This is a genomic window from Rhodoligotrophos appendicifer (genome assembly GCF_007474605.1).
GTDB classification, from domain to species: Bacteria; Pseudomonadota; Alphaproteobacteria; order Rhizobiales; family Im1; genus Rhodoligotrophos; species Rhodoligotrophos appendicifer.
Genome location: NZ_VHKL01000010.1, coordinates 213,887 through 230,386 on the forward strand (window position 1 = coordinate 213,887; position 16,500 = coordinate 230,386).

General features: G+C 61.2%; 14 protein-coding genes. 3 read left to right on the forward strand and 11 right to left on the reverse strand.

The window, feature by feature from the left end; all coding sequences use genetic code 11:
* Positions 1 to 3 precede the first annotated feature (3 nt).
* From FKM97_RS21760 to FKM97_RS21810, 11 genes are all read right to left on the reverse strand, one after another.
* The gene (locus FKM97_RS21760; protein WP_144294548.1) at positions 4 to 1,086 is read right to left on the reverse strand and encodes a mandelate racemase/muconate lactonizing enzyme family protein; all 1,083 of its coding nucleotides are present in this window, start codon (positions 1,084 to 1,086) and stop codon (positions 4 to 6) included.
* Between the two features lie 8 nt (positions 1,087 to 1,094).
* Entirely contained in the window at positions 1,095 to 2,186 is a 1,092-nt protein-coding gene (locus FKM97_RS21765) for a mandelate racemase/muconate lactonizing enzyme family protein (protein ID WP_144294549.1), read from the reverse strand.
* On the reverse strand, positions 2,186 to 2,887 hold the full coding sequence (locus FKM97_RS21770) for an ABC transporter ATP-binding protein (protein WP_144294550.1): 702 nt from the start codon (positions 2,885 to 2,887) through the stop codon (positions 2,186 to 2,188). The genes FKM97_RS21765 and FKM97_RS21770 overlap by 1 nt, the downstream gene beginning before the upstream one ends.
* A complete protein-coding gene (locus FKM97_RS21775; protein WP_144294551.1) occupies positions 2,884 to 3,627 on the reverse strand; it encodes an ABC transporter ATP-binding protein in 744 nt (247 codons plus the stop codon). The genes FKM97_RS21770 and FKM97_RS21775 overlap by 4 nt, the downstream gene beginning before the upstream one ends.
* Positions 3,624 to 4,496, reverse strand: coding sequence for a branched-chain amino acid ABC transporter permease (locus FKM97_RS21780; protein WP_170241060.1), 873 nt, complete (start codon positions 4,494 to 4,496; stop codon positions 3,624 to 3,626). The genes FKM97_RS21775 and FKM97_RS21780 overlap by 4 nt, the downstream gene beginning before the upstream one ends.
* A gap of 8 nt (positions 4,497 to 4,504) precedes the next feature.
* Positions 4,505 to 5,386 carry a branched-chain amino acid ABC transporter permease gene (locus FKM97_RS21785; protein ID WP_170241061.1) on the reverse strand — a complete coding sequence of 294 codons (882 nt, stop codon included), beginning with the start codon at positions 5,384 to 5,386 and terminating at the stop codon, positions 4,505 to 4,507.
* A gap of 4 nt (positions 5,387 to 5,390) precedes the next feature.
* Positions 5,391 to 6,530 carry an ABC transporter substrate-binding protein gene (locus FKM97_RS21790; RefSeq protein ID WP_144294554.1) on the reverse strand — a complete coding sequence of 380 codons (1,140 nt, stop codon included), beginning with the start codon at positions 6,528 to 6,530 and terminating at the stop codon, positions 5,391 to 5,393.
* A gap of 481 nt (positions 6,531 to 7,011) precedes the next feature.
* Positions 7,012 to 9,357, reverse strand: a complete 2,346-nt coding sequence (locus FKM97_RS21795; RefSeq protein ID WP_144294555.1) for a penicillin acylase family protein — start codon at positions 9,355 to 9,357, stop codon at positions 7,012 to 7,014.
* 57 nt (positions 9,358 to 9,414) lie between these two features.
* Positions 9,415 to 10,128, reverse strand: a complete 714-nt coding sequence (locus tag FKM97_RS21800) for a GntR family transcriptional regulator (RefSeq protein ID WP_144294556.1) — start codon at positions 10,126 to 10,128, stop codon at positions 9,415 to 9,417.
* 44 nt (positions 10,129 to 10,172) lie between these two features.
* Positions 10,173 to 11,060 (reverse strand): beta-keto acid cleavage family enzyme, encoded by an 888-nt coding sequence (locus tag FKM97_RS21805; protein WP_144294557.1) that lies wholly within the window; start codon positions 11,058 to 11,060, stop codon positions 10,173 to 10,175.
* Entirely contained in the window at positions 11,060 to 12,385 is a 1,326-nt protein-coding gene (locus FKM97_RS21810) for an aspartate aminotransferase family protein (RefSeq protein ID WP_205015261.1), read from the reverse strand. The genes FKM97_RS21805 and FKM97_RS21810 overlap by 1 nt, the downstream gene beginning before the upstream one ends.
* A 230-nt stretch (positions 12,386 to 12,615) precedes the next feature.
* On the opposite strand from FKM97_RS21810, the gene FKM97_RS21815 reads away from it, so the two are divergent.
* From FKM97_RS21815 to FKM97_RS21825, 3 genes are read left to right on the forward strand one after another with little or no spacing between them, the layout of a single operon-like run.
* Positions 12,616 to 13,557: an ABC transporter permease gene (locus FKM97_RS21815; protein ID WP_144294559.1), complete on the forward strand. Its 942-nt coding sequence runs from the start codon at positions 12,616 to 12,618 to the stop codon at positions 13,555 to 13,557.
* Positions 13,554 to 14,417: an ABC transporter permease gene (locus FKM97_RS21820; RefSeq protein ID WP_144294560.1), complete on the forward strand. Its 864-nt coding sequence runs from the start codon at positions 13,554 to 13,556 to the stop codon at positions 14,415 to 14,417. The genes FKM97_RS21815 and FKM97_RS21820 overlap by 4 nt, the downstream gene beginning before the upstream one ends.
* Positions 14,407 to 16,455 carry a dipeptide ABC transporter ATP-binding protein gene (locus FKM97_RS21825; protein ID WP_144294561.1) on the forward strand — a complete coding sequence of 683 codons (2,049 nt, stop codon included), beginning with the start codon at positions 14,407 to 14,409 and terminating at the stop codon, positions 16,453 to 16,455. The genes FKM97_RS21820 and FKM97_RS21825 overlap by 11 nt, the downstream gene beginning before the upstream one ends.
* The last annotated feature ends 45 nt before the right edge of the window (positions 16,456 to 16,500 follow it).

Sequence of the window (16,500 nt, forward strand, 5' to 3'; positions counted from 1 at the left end):
GGATTACCTCACCACCAAGGGCTCGATCGCGTCGTTGTCGAAGCTGAGGCCCAGGCCCGGCGCGGCGGTGGGCCGGAAAGCACCGCCCTCGAGCGTCGGCAGTCCCTTGAACAGGACCTCCCACCAGGAGACATATTCGAGGAAGGGAGCCGACGGGGTCGCCGCCATGACATGCAGCGACATCTCGTAGAAGACGTGGGGCACGACGCGGAGCTGCCAGGCACCCGCCAACGCGGCGACCTTCATCCATTCGGAAATGCCGCCAACGCGCTGGAGGTCGATCATGGGGATGTCGATTGCCTTGTGCTCGATCAGGCGGCGGAAGCCGATGCGGCCATAGTCGTTCTCGCCGGCGGCGATGGGCGTATCGAGGGCGGCAGCGATCTGGGCCATTCCCTCGATGTCGTCGAAGGCTATGGGGTCCTCGATGTAATAGAGGTCGTAGGGCTCCAGCGCCCGCCCGAGCTTGATCGCCCGCTCGACCGTCCACCCCTGGACCACGTCGACCATGAGGGTGAGATCGGGACCCACGGCTGCACGCACCGCCTCGACCCGGGCGATGTCGTCGCGCCAGTCCTTGCCGCCGCAGCGCATCTTGATGGCGCCGAAGCCGGCGGCTTTGTAATCCTCGGCCTCCTTCACGATCACATCGATCGGATCCGATAGGAAGAGGCCACCGGCATAGGCCGGAACCGGACGGTCCTCGCCGCCAAGCAGTCTCCAGACCGGCACGCCCAGCGCCTTGCCGGCGATGTCCCACAAGGCGGTGTCGATGGCGGAAATGGCGAACATGGCGGCGCCCGCGCGGCCCATAAAGTTCGTCTCGCGCCAGAGATGCGCATTGATGCGCTCGCGAGCAAACGGGTCCATGCCCTTCACCAGCCGAGCGAGATCATGGACAAGGGCTTCCAGGGCACGGGCCTTATGCAGCCCGAAGCACCACAGATAGGCGATACCGGTCACCCCTTCGTCGGTCTCGAGCTCCACGAGCACGTTATCGACGGCGGTGATGTTGTGGATCGGCGTGATCACCGGTCGGGGCAAGGGGACGGAGACGATACGGGTGTGGACCTGGGCAATGCGCATGGGATTGCTCACTGGGTAAAGTGACGGAGGCGATCTTCATTGAACGAGAGGCCGAAGCCCGGACCATCGGGCGGCGTCGCGTGGCCATCCGCGATGGCTATCTGCTGCTCGAAGGGGTTCGGCCACCAGGGCACTACCTCCAGGGTCATGGCGTTGGGAATGGCGCACATGAGCGAGGCATTGATCTCGGTAAAGACATGAGAGGCGATGGGCACGTTGGCGAGTGCGGCCGCCTGCGCGATCCGAAGCCACGGCGTGACCCCGCCAACGCGCTGCAGGTTCGGCATGAGGATGTCGGCGGCGCCAGTCTTCAGGGCATGGGCGAAATCGCTGACGCCGAAATTGGTCTCTCCCGTGGCGACGGGCACGGCGAGGGCGCGGCGGACTTCGGCGAGGCCGTCGAGATCATCAGAGGCGATGGGCTCTTCGAACCAGCCGAGATTGAAGGCTTCCAAGGAATGAGCTGCCCTGATCGCCTGCTTCGGCGTCCATTGTTGGTTGCCGTCGCCGTAGATTGGCACATCTTCGCCAACGGCATTGCGGACGCGGGTAAGGCGGTCGGCATTGTCCACCATCGAGGGGCCGAGCTTTAGCTTCACGGCAGAAAAGCCTGCCTCCACGTAGCCAGCCATCTCGGCGGCGAGCCGGTCGGCGGACTGGCCCAGCGAGCCGCCGCTGCCATAGGCGGGAATGCGGCTGCGCGCCCCTCCGAGCAAGCGATGCACTGGGAGGCCAGCCGTTTTGCCCTTCAGGTCCCAGGCGGCAATATCGATCGCACCCATGGCGGAAAGCGCCGGCCCGCCGCGACCGACGAAGAGCAGGGAGTCCCACATTCTGCGCCACAGTTTCTCGGTATCAAGTACATCGAGGCCGATGACAACCTCTCCCAGCGCACGTGCAGCCGCATCGATCATGCGGATGTCTCGCGCACCGAAGCTGAATGTATAGGCGATTCCGGTCAGGCCGGATTCCGTCTGGAGTTCGACGAGAAGAAGGTCGGTACTGGCAATCAGCCCGACAGCCGCTTGAAAGGGGGGATCCAAGGGGAAGGATGCCGGGCGCAGGCGAAGACCCGTAATGCGCGTGCACGATGCGCTCATTAAAAGAGGCTCCACAATTGCTCGTCGCCGTCGATGTCCGCGGGCCTGCCCGAGAAGACGATGCGACCTGCCTTGAGGACGAAGATCCGGTCGACCAATTTCAACAGCTTGGTGACGTTCTGATCGACAACGAGAACCGAGACCCCGAGGCGGTCGCGCATGTCGGCGACGCGCCGGAACACCTCATCCACGAGGACAGGCGCGAGCCCCGTCGAGGGCTCGTCCAGCATGATCAGGCGCGGCCCACGCAACAACGCGCAGGCGAGTGCGAGCATCTGCTGCTGGCCACCAGAGAGCTTGCCGGCTGAAGAGGTTTTTCGCTCCCTCAGAATGGGGAACATCTCATCGATCAATCCCATCCGTCCTGGCGCGGCCTCGCCGCCGGCCGAGACAGCGATGTCAAGATTCTCTGCGACGGTCATGGAGCGAAAAGTGTTGCGCCCCTGCGGCACGAAGGCCAGACCTCGCGCCACCGCGGCGGCCGTCTTGTCCGCCAGGACGGGGACGCCATCGAAAATGATCTCGCCTGCCGCCGGGGCTACCAGCCCTATGGCGGTCCGCAGCACCGTCGTCTTGCCGGCGCCGTTGTGACCGACGAGAGCTGCGATCTCTCCTTCTTCCAGCCCGAGCGAGATGTCATGCAGGATCTGTTTGCGGCCATAGGCGACGGTGACTCTGTCGAGACTGAGCATGGTCATCATGCTGTTCCGAAATAGAGGTCACGCAGCTTCGGGTCAGCCTCGACCTCAGCCGGCGTGCCGGTGGCGATGACCTCGCCCTGGGCCAGGAACAGGACCCTATCGCAACAGCCACGGACCACGTCGAGATTGTGTTCGATGAGCACAATGGTACGATCCGGTGCGCGTAGTTTGGCCACCGCGTCGATCACCACCTTCTGCGAGGACGGATCAAGCCCCGCCGTCGGCTCGTCCAGAAGCAGAATGCGGGCACCGCCGGCGACGAGGCAGGCAAGCATAACCAGCTTCTGCTCGGCATAGCTCAGATCACCGCCAAACTCTTCGGCGCGGGATTCAAGCCCGAACTGGGCGAGGAAGCCAAGGGCCTGACGCTGCTGCTCTTTGCGACGGGAACTGGTGGCGGTGAGCGCCGCGACGAGGCGGTCATTCACGTCTGCGCGTGCCAGGACCACATTTTCGACCACGCGCAGGTGATGGAAGATGCGCGTCTGCTGAAAGGTGCGCCCGATGCCGAGCCGCGCGACACGGTGCGGTGCTGATCCGCTGATGTCTCGCCCGTCCAGAAAGACGCGGCCGCTGGTGGGTTTCAGATGGCCGGTAATCAGATTGAAGATCGTGGTTTTGCCGGCGCCATTCGGGCCAACGAGCCCGACGATCTCGCCCGGGCAGACCTCGGCGGTGACGCCCTTGACGGCGACAAGGCCTCCGAAGACTTTGCGGACCTGGTCCATGCGGAGGCTCATTCCGCGCCTCCGCGGCCACCCACCAGCCCGCGCGGACGCAGGAAACAGAAGCCGACCAGGATCACCCCGTAGATGATCTGGCGCAACGGCCCCAGATCGGAGCTGGAGACGGGAAGGAAGCGAAGGAGCTCCGGCACGATGACGAGGACGGCGGCCCCGAGAAGCGGACCCCAGAGAGTGCCCATGCCCCCGATCAGAACCATCGACAGGATGAAGATCGAGGCGTGCACATCGAAGGCCTCGGGGCTGACGAAGGTGATGTAGTGGGCATACATGGCCCCGGCGAGGCCGGCCAGGGCGCCGGAGACGGCGAAGGTCTTGATCTTCAGTGCGACGATGTTCTTGCCCAGAGCCTGAGGCACCAGCTCGTCCTCGCGTACGGCCTTAAGCAGCAGTCCGAAGGAGGAACCGGTCAGGCGCAACAGGAACAGGAAGGCGATAACGAGTAGGAAAACATAGAGGACGAGATACTCGCCGTTGGTATCGATCTGGAGGCCGAACAATTCCGGGCGGGGAACACCGCGCAGGCCGCCCGCACCGCCCGTAACGTTCAAGTTGAGATAGAGGCTCGAAAGGACCTCCTGGACGCCAAAGGAGGCTAGCACAAGATAATGGCCGCTGACCCTCAACGAAGGGATGGCGATCAGCAAACTCAAAGCGCCGCCGGCGATCAGGCCGACCAGGGCGCCTTCCCAGAAACCGACACCGAAACTCAGGGCCGCCACCGCAGCGGCATAGGCGCCTACGCCGAAGAGACCGCCATGGACGATGGTGAAAAGGCCGGTATAGCCGATGAGCAGGTCGAGGCTGATGGCGAGTAGGCCATAGATCGACAGGGTGACGAGGATGCCGAGGATATAGGAGGTCATGCGGCCGCCTAGAGCGTCGCGCGCGGTAGGGAGCGACCGAACAGGCCCGTGGGACGCACCATCAGAAATAGCAGCACCACCGCATAAGTCAGAGCCGTCTGCCATTCGGTGGGCAGGATATAGGCGGCAAGGCTCTCGATGATGCCGATCAGGAAGCCGGCTAGCGCGGAGCCGGCGATCGAGTCGATGCCCCCGAAGAACATCGCCATGGCTCCGGTCAAGACAGCAGGAATGCCGATATAGGGCGAGATGCCGGAGCCCGAGGCAATGAAAAGTGCGGCGGCAGCCGGCAGCAGCAGAGACCCTGCCCCGAAAGCTACGAGCTTCAGCCGTGCCGTGTCGATGCCGTTCAGCAGGAGCAATTCTTCATTGTCAATCAAGGCGCGCAGCCGGCGGCCGGAGGTGCTGAGGAACAGGAAGGCCAGATAGGCGGCGACTACGATCGCTGCGGCAATGGGCGCAACGAGCTGGCCGCCGGTGAGGAAGATGCCGCCGATGATCATCGGCTCGGGCACCGGCACCGTGATGGAATAGCCGGTCGGGCCGAAGGCGAGGACCAAAAGGTTGTCGCAGACGATCATGACACCGAGGGACGCCATGACCATGACGAGGGGCGTTCCCCCAAGACGCTGTAAAGGGCGGTAGAGGAACAGCATGGAGGCCACCCCCAGCGCTGCCGCAACCACCATGGCGATGGGGACCGCGACCAGGAAGGGCAGACCCAGGGTGGCAGTCCCCAGCAAGAGACCGTAGGCACCGATTGTGTAGACGGCCCCTTGGGCGAAATGCCAAATCTTGGTGGTCGCAAAGATCGTGGCGAAGCTCAAGCCGAGGAGGGCGTAGACACTTCCAACGAAGATGCCATTGACGAGGAGCTGGACGAAGAGCATCGGCTCACGGCTCGATGACGGTGACGGTCTCGAAGGCGCCGTTGGCCACTTTGCGGATCGCCACCGCCTTGGCCACGGTGCCGTTGTCGGCAAAGACATTGTCACCGGCCACGCCGGGAAACCGCTTGGCTTCGACAATCTTGGCACGCAACGCTTCACCGGCCTGCCCATTCGACGCCTTCAGCGCTTCGGCAAAGATCATCACCGCGTCATAGCCGTAGGTGGCATAGGGGCTGGTTGGCTTCTGCTTGAAACGGGCCTCATAAGCATCGACGAACGCCTTCACGCCCGGATCGCTGCTGGCGGGATCGAAGGCGGTGGTGGTGTAGATGACGCCTTCCGCCGCGGGGCCTGCGGCATCCAGGAACTCTTTGCTCTCGATGCCGGCATAGGACAGGATCGGCAGGTCAGGCAGCATCTGACGGGCCTGTTTGACGGCGAAGGGCATTTCGGCCGGGGTGCCCACGATGTAAAGCGCATCTGGCGCACTCGCCCGGATTTTTGCCAGCTGGACGCCATATGTCGTCTCATTGGACTTGAATGCCTCCTGCGCCGTAATGGCGCCGCCGACTTTTTCAAAGCCCTTTGCGAATGAGGCCTGGTTGAAGGTTCCGGTGTCGTTGTTGACGTAGAGGGTGGCCATTTTCTTGTAGCCGAGTGTGTCGCGGGCGTATTTCGACAGGACTCCCGTATCGAAATCGGAGAGTTGCAGCACACTGAAAACATTCTTGGCGATGCCGGCCATTTTGGGCGACTGGGCACCCACATTCATGACGACGACCTGCTTCTGGTCCGCCAGAGGTGCGATCGCCTCCATGACCGAGCTGCCGCCGGACAGGATGACATCGACGCCGTCCACGTCGACGAGCTTGTTGAAGCCCTCGACACCCTTGCTGGCGACCCACTGGGAGTCTTCTGCAACGATGGCGATTTGAGGCCCGCCTTGCGATTTCACGACATCGGCAGCGGTTTCAGCACCCATCAGCATCCATTGACCGATCTGAGCGCCGAGGCCGGACAGGGCCACAAGAACGCCGACCTTCGGCGCATCGGCGGCAAGAAGGGGTGATACTGCTCCTAGTCTGGCAAAAGAGACACCCGCCAGCAAGAGACCCCCATGCAAGACTCCACGCCGGTTGATCATTTCTCCTCCCACTGTTTCTTTATTAGAAACTATGTTTCAATAATATCGTTCGTGAGGAGAGAGTCAATGTGCAAGCACGTCAATTCCGGCTCCGATTGCGTGCGAACTGGATTTCACTCGAGGACACAAATTTGGCACACAGGGATCACCAAGGGCTTTCTAAGATATTGAAACTGAACAACTTCCAAGACCAAATGGCGCCTCCCCTCGGCTCCACCATCCACCCTCCAAGTCGTTGATATCTTTGGAAGTGAAGCAGTTTCAGCATCTTCGCATTCGCCGCTGGTACATAATTATGGTCCAAGGCAGGATGTCGGAGATGTCGAAAACTGCAGGTCTGGCCCTGCGCGGCAAGACCTACTCGTTCAGGATCCGGGTGCAAGGACCTGGCACTTGCCGCCTAAGCAAATGATACCACCAAATCTTGATCATCTTGCCACCCGGGAAAGCTGCATAGATGGCCGCAATAGCCATATCGGCATTATGGATGCCGCTTGTTTGAATCCAGCGGCTCCAAGACGATTGTGAAGCTGGTTTCTTCTGCGATCCGCTCGGCTGAGTAAAGCAGGGGGACGTAGGCACCTTCGGCCCATAAGGGAGCAAAATCCTTGTAATGCGGAGAAAAAGGGTCGCCAGCCTGCCCCGGCATGTTGATGCAGAGGCTGTCGTCCCAATTCCCAACATCCATCACGAGCCGAATGGAAGCCGCCGTCGTGACGCGGAAAATCGAATCGAAGTCCATGTGCATCACCGTCGACGAGTCCCCGCCAACGGGAAGAGGCCCCACATTCAACTGCGGCCCTTCCTCGCCTGCGAGATTGGATAATGCATGTTCGATCTCAGCACGATGCAAGCCGCCCCAAGACCAGTCTTTTGCGTCCGACCCCATCAATTTGCGGCATTTCCGAAAGGCCGCATCGAGGCTTGCCAGGATCAATTCGTCAAAGCGCTCTGGACGACCATCCACAAAAAACCGTCCTGGTTGCTCCAGCACCTCAAGGACCGCTTCATTATCGCCCGGGCTGACAAGGTCACCGAGATGGGCAGGTACGAAGCGGGCGATCACCATCGGTTTCAAGAATCTCGTCCACCAGATTTCGAAGAAGGCCCCGGGCCCACTTTCGGCGGCGACCTTTCCATCCCACTCCTGGAGCAGACCGAGATCATACCGGTCTTCCTCGGTATGTAGGCGTCTTAGGACGGGGAGTACCCGCCTCGCAACGAGCGACATGACATCGGTCTGAAGCCGGCATGAAGCCGTGAGACTGTGCGGCGGATCCTGGCCAAGGACTTCAGCAATTCGCCGCGACCGGGACCGCTCATCCCATTCGAAGCCGACGGGATGTGTCCGGTGGTCCCAATCGGCGGGCAAGTTCATCTCATTGGCCGAGAGAACGAAACCGCAGAGAGGATCAACCTCCGCTGCCATCCGATGCAGGGCCATACGCCCCCGCCATTCGAACCGGCCGTCCCCCGGTACCGGCATCAGACCACGCCAGTTCGGACGATACGGGACATGGCCGGCAGGCAGCCGAGCGATCGTGCCCGTCACATCGGCATAGACTTGATTGACCGAGGGGGCGCCCCAGCCATCAAGAGCCGCGGTAAAGTCCGCCAAGCTCCCGGCGCGCATTGTCCTCAAGCTCGCCATATAGGGAGCCGTTCCGGGCTCGAACCAAACGGACCGGATCGCAAAAGCCCTCCGACTTGAGGGTTCATCGAACACAACTGGCCCGTGACGACTGAACCTCAGCACTGCGATTTGATCTGCGCAGCCTTTGACCGGTATTGCCTCCTCGATCGTCTGGAAGTCAGCCCACTGAGCCGCGTCGAGATAGCGGGAGGCTCCGTCCGTTTCGTAGACGTAGAGGTCCTCCTGGTCGGCCCGCAGAATCGTCAAGCCGAAGGCCGAGGTCTCGTTATGGCCGATGCAAATGCCAGGGGAGTTGGGTTCGCCCGCACCGATGACGTTCCAACCTGGCGCCTTCAGATGGACCAGATAGCGAAGGGATGGGACTGTGATGCTGCGGTGCGGATCGCTGGCGAGGATCGGACGCCCTGTTTCACTGCGTGCCGCAGAGACCGCCCAGTTGTTGGAACCATCCGGACGCTCGCTGCTGGCCATAGAGATTTGGGCCATCGTCCGCCAACGATCGGCTTCCTCGAGCGTCGCGGAAAGCCGTTCCCGGCTGAACGTGACGGGCGCCGTCGCAAGATTTAGCAAGTCGACCACGGCACGCGGGATGTTTTTGAGCAGCGGGTTCGGATCGCGCTCATAATCCACCTCCGGCTGAGGCTTGCAGCGTAAAAACTCGGCAAGATCCGATGTTTCCGTCAGGATCGATCGCGCGACCTCGGAGGCAGCGTTACGGCACAGGCTATGGCTTCGAATCCTGACCACATCTTCGGCATGCCATACGGCCGGAGCGGTCCCCAGAACCCGGAATTCGAGAGGCAGTGGTGCATCGCCAGCATCAACGAGTTCGATGTAGGCATTGATCCCGGAAGCGAAGGCGGAGCAGATCTGCTCGGCATGAGGCCCGTAATGCGACCACTCGGCTTGCATCTCGCCGCGATAGAGAAAAAGTCGCGCCGCCTTGTCCTGATGGAGATATCCAGGCCCGAAGTCGCGCGACAAGAGCCCGAGGCCGCGCTTTCTCCAGAGGTCGATTTGCCAGAGCCTGTCGCGGGCGGCGTTGAAGCCCTGGGCGTAGAATAGGTCTTCCATGGACTCCGCGTTGATATGCGGAATACCCCAGCGATCGACATCGATCCGCACCGGCCCCTTCAGGCCGGTGAGCCGGTAGGATGTTGCAGCGCTAGACATCGAAGGCGACATAAACTGAAGCTGGTGGGAGCCAGGAATCCCTATCGTCCTGGCTCCTCATGCGATGACCGGACGGCGATCGCTGCGGCTGCGCTGAGTGCCCTTTTGGACGGAACCTTGATGGGAGAGAGCTCGGCCCATGATCTCTGCGGCTTCGGTCAATTCGTGCTCGACAGCAGCCCGGGCGGACGGCCCATCCCCCCGCTCAAGGGCTCTCAGAACCCGATTGTGATCCTCAAGCCCGAGGCCAAGTGTAGTCTTCGTGCGCATGATATTCAGACACGGCCCGGCCTGCAGCCACAGAGTTTCGATGATTGGAATGAGCAGCGGCGAACGCGCTGCATGATAAACGGTAAAGTGAAAGGTGAGATTGAGCTCGAGATAGTTCCCGCTTCCGGTCCCGTTCGCGATGGCGAGCAGCTGCTGCTGGATTGAATGCAGCTTCTCCAGTTCCGTATCAGAAATCGTTTGGCACGCCCATTCCGCAGCCTGCCCCTCAATGGCGCAACGGATGCGACGCAGGTCCATCATCTCTTCGGCGCTCAGCATGGCCACCTCGACGCCGCGGTGAGGCCGTTCGTTCAGGGCTTTGTCAGCAACCAGCCGTTGCAGGGCCTGCCGGATCGGCATGGCGCTGGTTCCGAAACGCTTCGCGAGGCGAGCGACCACGAGCCGCTCGCCAGGCATCAGGTCCCCACGCATCAGGTCCCGCTTGAGGCTTTCATACACTCGCTCATGGGTCTGCTTGCGCGCCGTGCCCGTCACATTCATAAAGCCTCTCGACCCGACGCCGCCTCAGCCAGAGCCCGATCTGGTCATCGGTCGTCGCACAATCCGAGCAACTCTCGAGCCTCGGCAACCGTCGCAGGAACTGCGCCGAGCGCTTTTACCAGATGCACCGCATCTGTCACCAGATCCTCGTTGCTCGCGAGCACGCCCCGGCTGCGGAACAGATTATCCTCAAGTCCCACACGGACATGGCCGCCCATCAGCACCGATTGCGCCGCCATGGGCATCTGTTCGGCACCGGCACCAAAAGCCGCCCACACGGAGCCGGGTGGCAGCATGTCATGCATCAGCAGCAACGTGCGGAGGTCGGAACCTGCACCCCAGCGCAGACCCAGTGCAAACTGGAAGAAGGGCGGAGGCGAGATGAGACCGTCGGCCACCAAATTCAAGGCAAGCCGCAAATGACCGAGATCGAAGATCTCCAACTCCGGTTTTACCCCAATTTCCTGCATCCGGGTCGCCATACCACGGATCATTTCGGGTGTACTGACATAGAGCTCAGTGGGAGCTCCATTGTTGAAGCTGCCGCAGTCGAGGCTGCAAATTTCGGGCCTCAGCGCCTCCACATGGGCCATCCTTTCAAGGCCGCCGACCAAGTCGGTGACCGGATCGAAAGGTTGGCAATCGGGTGCGCCCAACACCAGCTTGCCACCCATGCCGGCCGTCAGATTGATGATGATCTCGGTCCCGCTGGCCCGGATCTGCTCGACAGCCTCTCGATAGAGCGCAATGTCGCGGCTGCCTCGGGTCGTCTCGGGATCGCGCACGTGGATGTGAACGATTGCCGCTCCCGCTCGCGCGGCTTTGAGGGCATCCTCGGCGATCTGCGCAGGCGTCACCGGGACATGAGGACTTTTTTTTGTCGTGTCGCTGTCGCCGGTCAGAGCACAGGTGATGATGACGGGACGCGACATCAGGCGGCCCCCCGATGCTGGCCGACAGCCGGCAGGATTGCGCGATTGTTGTCTAGGAAAGCCCCGAAAACCTCCAGAAACCGCTGGATATGCGATTCCTCATGGCTGAGCGACAGGGCGAGCATGCCGCGGGGTGTCACGTATTGCCCGGCAAGCATCATTTCCAAGTGCCAAAGCTGGTTCAGCCTCTCATCGGCATCATGAAGATCGGCCGGCGACATCACGGGGCCTGAAACGAAATGCAGGTTCATCAAGGATCCATAGCCGCAGACAATGCCCGCTACGCCTTCGCTGTCGAGAAGGTTCTGCATGCCTGCCCTCAGGCGCTCTCCAAGGGCATTGAAACGGGCGGAGGCTTCTTTCGTCAGCACCCGAGTTAACCCTGTCAAACCGGCCGCCATACTCAGGATGTTGTTGTTGAAGGTGCCACCATGGCTGAAGACGTCCCGTCGGCTGGGGTCGAAATGGTCCATTAGCGCACCACGACCACCAAAGGCACCGAAGCTCGCTCCACCGCCCACATATTTGCCGAGTGTCATGAGATCCGGAGTGACGCCCGTGACCGTCTGCAACCCCCCATAATCAAGGCGCGAGGTCATGACCTCGTCGAAGATCAGCAGCGCCCCGATATCCGTTGTCTTGGCGCGAAGCATGCCCAGAAACGGGTCGGATGCCCGGATGCAGCCGCCACCCCCCAGCATTGGCTCAAGGATGACGGCCGCCAGACTGTCCTTATGGGCCCCCAGCAGCATTTCAGTGCCTTCAACGTCGTTGTAGTCTGCGAATATGAACGGAAAGGGGAGATTGAGCACAGAGCCGCCATGGGCAAAGGTCAGGACTCCACCGTGATAACCTTCACGAAACACCAAGACCTCCTGGCGTCCCGTCAGGGCGCGCGCTGCAGAGATCGCCATGATGTTTGCCTCTGTCCCCGAATTGCAGAAACGCACGCGTTCCAATGCCGGAAATCGCTCAGTGAGAACCTCGGCCAGACGGGCCTCAAAGATGTTCGGGCCGCCTAATGCGATACCCTTGCGGACCGCAGAGATGATCGCTTCCTGAATGACGAGATTGGAGTGGCCGTAAAGGGCCGCCGAATATTCGCTGACGAAATCCGTGTAGCGATGCCCGTCGAGGTCGGTCACCGAACAGCCTTCGCCTTTTACAATCGCCACCGGGAACGGCTCGTACCAAAGCACTGAGCGCGTGTTGCCGCCAGGGAGACTGCGGCGCGCATCTTCATGCCGCGAGGCACTCCTCGGATTTGCCTCGATATACCGGGTGCGGGCATCGAGCACGGCCGAATCGATGCTAGAATTACGCATGGTCGTTGCCCCAAAGCTATGCATGCCATATTTGATCAAATTATGAGTGCAAAGTTCTCCGGTCAAACGATATCGTAAAGCGTATGCCCGGTTTTTGTCTCCCGACGGCGCTCCCCTTTGGTGCAGCCGACGTTTGACGTGCCGAGGATTTGATCAGATACTAGTCGCCGTAATTGGGGGAGACGCCATTTGAATTGCGTATCGCGTGGCGATGCCGGAGGGAGACATCCATGGCGCGAATGATCGTCATCCGCGTCATCCATTCGCTCCTCGTTCTTCTGGCGGTCAGTTTCGTCATCTTCATGGCAGTGGAAGTGCTGCCTGGTGACGTGGCGCGGCGGATGCTGGGGCGGGAAGCCCCAGAGGAATCACTCGCGATCCTGCGCGCGCAGATGGGCCTTAATGAGCCAATTCTTTATCGCTACGTCCATTGGCTGGGAAATGCGCTCACCTTCGATTTCGGGATGTCATTCGCTAATCGACGCCCCGTCTGGGACATCATCGCTCCGCGGCTGGCGAACACTGCCATGCTGGGCGCCATCGCCCTCATCCTTTACCTGCCGATCGTCCTGGTGACCGCCATGATCCAGGCGACCCACCGTGATTATCCCATCGACCATGTTCTGACGGTTGCGACAATCATTGTCCTTTCGACCCCAGAGTTTCTTCTCGGCACCCTGATGTTGTTATGCTTCGGGCTGTGGCTGAATTGGTTTCCTGTGGTGTCGACGTTGTATTCTGGGATGAGCCTCGCACAGCTGGGCAGCGCCCTTATCCTGCCCGCAGTTTCGCTCGCGATCATCATGTCGACTCACGCGGTGCGCATGCTTCGCGATAATCTCATCGAGACACTCGATTCTGAATTCGTGACCATGGCCGAGTTCAAGGGCTTGAGCCCGCTGCGAATTCTCATGCGACACGTCCTGCCCAATGCGCTCGGGCCCACCCTCAACATCACCGCGCTCAACCTGTCCTATGTCATCGGTGGTGTCGTGCTGATTGAACGGGTCTTCGTCTTTCCGGGGTTTGGAAGCCTGATGATCGACAGCCTTCAGCTCCGGGACGTGCCGCTGATCGAGGCCTGCGTGCTGATCGCTGCCTCCGTCTATATCCTGGGCAATCTGGTCGCGGACATCGTCTCGATCTGGCTCAATCCAAAGCTTCAGACATGACCACCATCGTCCTCAATGCTTCTCGCAGATGGTCGCACCTGCCAGTAACACTGAAGGCCGGCGCCATCATCCTGCTGATCCATCTGCTGCTGGCTGCCGTCGGGCCGTTCATCTCCCCCTATGGCTATGCCCAGATCAACACCGGCGCTCCAATTTCAGGCGCCAGCTTTGCACACCCCTTTGGTACAGACCAGTTGGGACGGGACGTGTTCAGCCGCGCCCTTTATGGCGGTCACATCGTGATCATCCTCTCCGTCATGGGGACCCTGGTGGGCCTGGTGGCAGGGAGCGTTGTCGGCCTGTTCTCAGGCCTCGTCGGCGGCCGCGTCGATACGCTCATCATGCGGCTCTGCGAGGTCATGATCAGCATACCGTTCCTGATCCTGGCGCTTTTGTTGATCATGATTGCTGGACCCCAGGTCGCCGGAAATCCGTTGACCCTGATCTGGGTCGTTGGTCTCGTGTATTTCCCCCGCATCACCCGTATGGCCCGGGTCGCCGCGGTGGAAATCGCCTCGCGCGATTATGTGACCGCCGCCAAGCTCCGCGGCGAGACGAAGTGGGCAATCATGCGTACCGAGATCCTGCCCAATGCTGCCGGCATCCTGCTGGTCGAGTTCGCGATACGCGCCGGACATGCGCCGATCCTGATCGGCTCCCTCGGATTCCTCGGCTTCGGAATTCGCCCTCCCCTTCCGGAATGGGGCCTGATGATGAGCGAGTACCGGAACCTCATCGTGGTTGCACCCATGACCGTGGTCGGACCCGGTCTTATGCTCGCGACGCTTGTGATCGGACTTAATTTATTCACCGAGGGGCTGGCGCGAAAGATCGGGGCGAGGCCCGCCAATGATGGTTGACCCGAGCATCATCGCCCAGGGGCCACATGCAGGCACAGTGCTGGTCCGGCTGCAAAATCTCACCGTCACCTATACCGGCATGCGAACGCCAGCCGTCAAGGATGTCTCTTTCGCCATTAAACAAGGTCAGGTCGTGGGCTTGGTCGGCGAGTCCGGTTCCGGAAAGAGCACGGTCGGCCGCCAACTCTTGTCCCACCGCGGTCCGGGCCTGACAGTAGCAGGACAGGTCCTCATCGACGACGTCGATATACTGACACTTCCGGAGGGCGAGCTCAGGAAAATGCGTGGCGCCAAGATCGCCTTCGTTCCGCAAAATCCGACCACCGCCCTTAATCCAGCAATCCGGGTCGGAGCGCAGATTGCCGAAATCCTTTCGGTGCATCGCAGCGTCGCTGATCACGCCGAAGCCAGAACGCGCGTGCTCGACCTGTTCCGCTCGGTTGGTTTCCCCCAGCCGGAGCACTTCGTCGACCGCTATCCCTCGCAGCTGTCAGGCGGCCAGCAGCAGCGGGTGACGATCGCGATGGCGATTGCCTGTAACCCAGACGTGGTGGTTTTCGACGAGCCTACGACCGGTCTCGACGTTACGACCCAGCGTCAGATCATCGATCTGCTGCTCAACCTCAAAAAACACGCACGCATGACGATGCTGTACATCACTCATGACCTGTTGTTGCTGCGTGAGCTCGCAGACGTCATCGGCGTCATGTATGCCGGCCAACTGCTCGAGATCGGCGGCGTCGATGAGGTCTTCGACACGCCGCTGCATCCCTACACACAAGGGTTGCTGGCTTCGGTGCCGGGCATTGAGGCTAACCGATACCCAAAGCTGCGCGGAATTACAGAGCGGGCACAGGCGCCCGATGGCGGCTGTCCCTTCGCACCTCGATGCGAATATGTAGAGGTTCGCTGTACAACGCCTGCCTTCGCGTGCCGGTCCTCAGCGTCGGCCCTCATGGAGCATCATGCGCAATGCTGGAAGGTCGGCGAGCTCCTTTTCGCTGAAGCGCACCCTGGCGCCGGCCTCGACTCCAACAGGCTTGTTCCTCAGAATATTGAGCCAGCAGTCCTCCACATCGACTCCCTGTCGGTCCGTTATGCTCCAACCGGCTTTTTCCGTCGCGAAGACGGCGTGGCGGCTGTCGAGAGTGCGAGTCTTTCGGTTGGTAGGGGAGAAATTCTGGCTCTGATCGGGGAATCCGGCTCAGGCAAGTCGTCCCTTGCGCGCGCGATTTGCGGGGCGGCACCCGTAGTTTCCGGCACGGTTCATCTCAATAATGAACTGGTCAGTCGAAAGCTCAGTGGCCGCACCCGCGAGCAGATCCGCCGCCTCCAATACATCTTTCAGAATCCTGACGCCTCCCTCAACCCGCGGATGACCATCCGCGCGACACTGGAACGGCCGCTCGGTACTCTGTTCGGCATCTGGGGTCAGACGGCAGAACCGAAAATTGGCAGCATCCTTGATGAGGTCGGGTTAGATCGGAAATTCGCGACCCGGATGCCTGGTGAATTGTCGGGGGGCGAGCGTCAGCGGGTGGCCATTGCGCGGGCGCTCCTGGCCGAGCCTGATATTCTGATCTGCGACGAGGTCTTATCAGCGCTGGACGTATCGGTGCAGGCCAGGGTCCTCGACTTGTTCGCCGCACTACGCACCAGTCGAAATCTTGCCCTCCTTTTCATATCCCACGACCTGACGACGGTGCGGCAGATCGCGGATCGTATCGCTGTCATGTATCGAGGCCGGATCGTCTCCCATGGCCCCACCCATGCCATGCTGGACGGCCCCGCGCATCCGTATGTCGCCTCATTGCTCGCCTCCGCGCCGGGAATGGCCCGGAAGGTCGAAAGCAAGCCGCTGGCCCCCTCCGCAATTCCCGTGCCCGAAGCCTGCCAGTTCTTCGACCGCTGCGACCATCGCATGCCTGGGCTATGTGATCGCGTTCCACCCCCACTACGCAGGACGCCGCTGGGTTCCGAAGTGCTCTGCCAGCTCGCCCCGGAGGAAATGCCAATGCCCAGTCGTCCAATGGGGTAGGTCTATCGACAGCCAGGGGGAGCATGAAGCTGCCCCTGGCCCCGT

Coding starts and splice junctions, on each gene's coding strand:
- FKM97_RS21775 (WP_144294551.1), bottom strand. CDS start 3,627: ATGAGCCTCCGCATGGACCAGGTCCGCAAAGTCTTCGGAGGCCTTGTC.
- FKM97_RS21810 (WP_205015261.1), bottom strand. CDS start 12,385: ATGCGTAATTCTAGCATCGATTCGGCCGTGCTCGATGCCCGCACCCGG.
- FKM97_RS21790 (WP_144294554.1), bottom strand. CDS start 6,530: ATGATCAACCGGCGTGGAGTCTTGCATGGGGGTCTCTTGCTGGCGGGT.
- FKM97_RS21805 (WP_144294557.1), bottom strand. CDS start 11,060: ATGTCGCGTCCCGTCATCATCACCTGTGCTCTGACCGGCGACAGCGAC.
- FKM97_RS21825 (WP_144294561.1), top strand. CDS start 14,407: ATGATGGTTGACCCGAGCATCATCGCCCAGGGGCCACATGCAGGCACA.
- FKM97_RS21785 (WP_170241061.1), bottom strand. CDS start 5,386: ATGCTCTTCGTCCAGCTCCTCGTCAATGGCATCTTCGTTGGAAGTGTC.
- FKM97_RS21795 (WP_144294555.1), bottom strand. CDS start 9,357: ATGTCTAGCGCTGCAACATCCTACCGGCTCACCGGCCTGAAGGGGCCG.
- FKM97_RS21780 (WP_170241060.1), bottom strand. CDS start 4,496: ATGACCTCCTATATCCTCGGCATCCTCGTCACCCTGTCGATCTATGGC.
- FKM97_RS21820 (WP_144294560.1), top strand. CDS start 13,554: ATGACCACCATCGTCCTCAATGCTTCTCGCAGATGGTCGCACCTGCCA.
- FKM97_RS21770 (WP_144294550.1), bottom strand. CDS start 2,887: ATGATGACCATGCTCAGTCTCGACAGAGTCACCGTCGCCTATGGCCGC.
- FKM97_RS21765 (WP_144294549.1), bottom strand. CDS start 2,186: ATGAGCGCATCGTGCACGCGCATTACGGGTCTTCGCCTGCGCCCGGCA.
- FKM97_RS21815 (WP_144294559.1), top strand. CDS start 12,616: ATGGCGCGAATGATCGTCATCCGCGTCATCCATTCGCTCCTCGTTCTT.
- FKM97_RS21800 (WP_144294556.1), bottom strand. CDS start 10,128: ATGAATGTGACGGGCACGGCGCGCAAGCAGACCCATGAGCGAGTGTAT.
- FKM97_RS21760 (WP_144294548.1), bottom strand. CDS start 1,086: ATGCGCATTGCCCAGGTCCACACCCGTATCGTCTCCGTCCCCTTGCCC.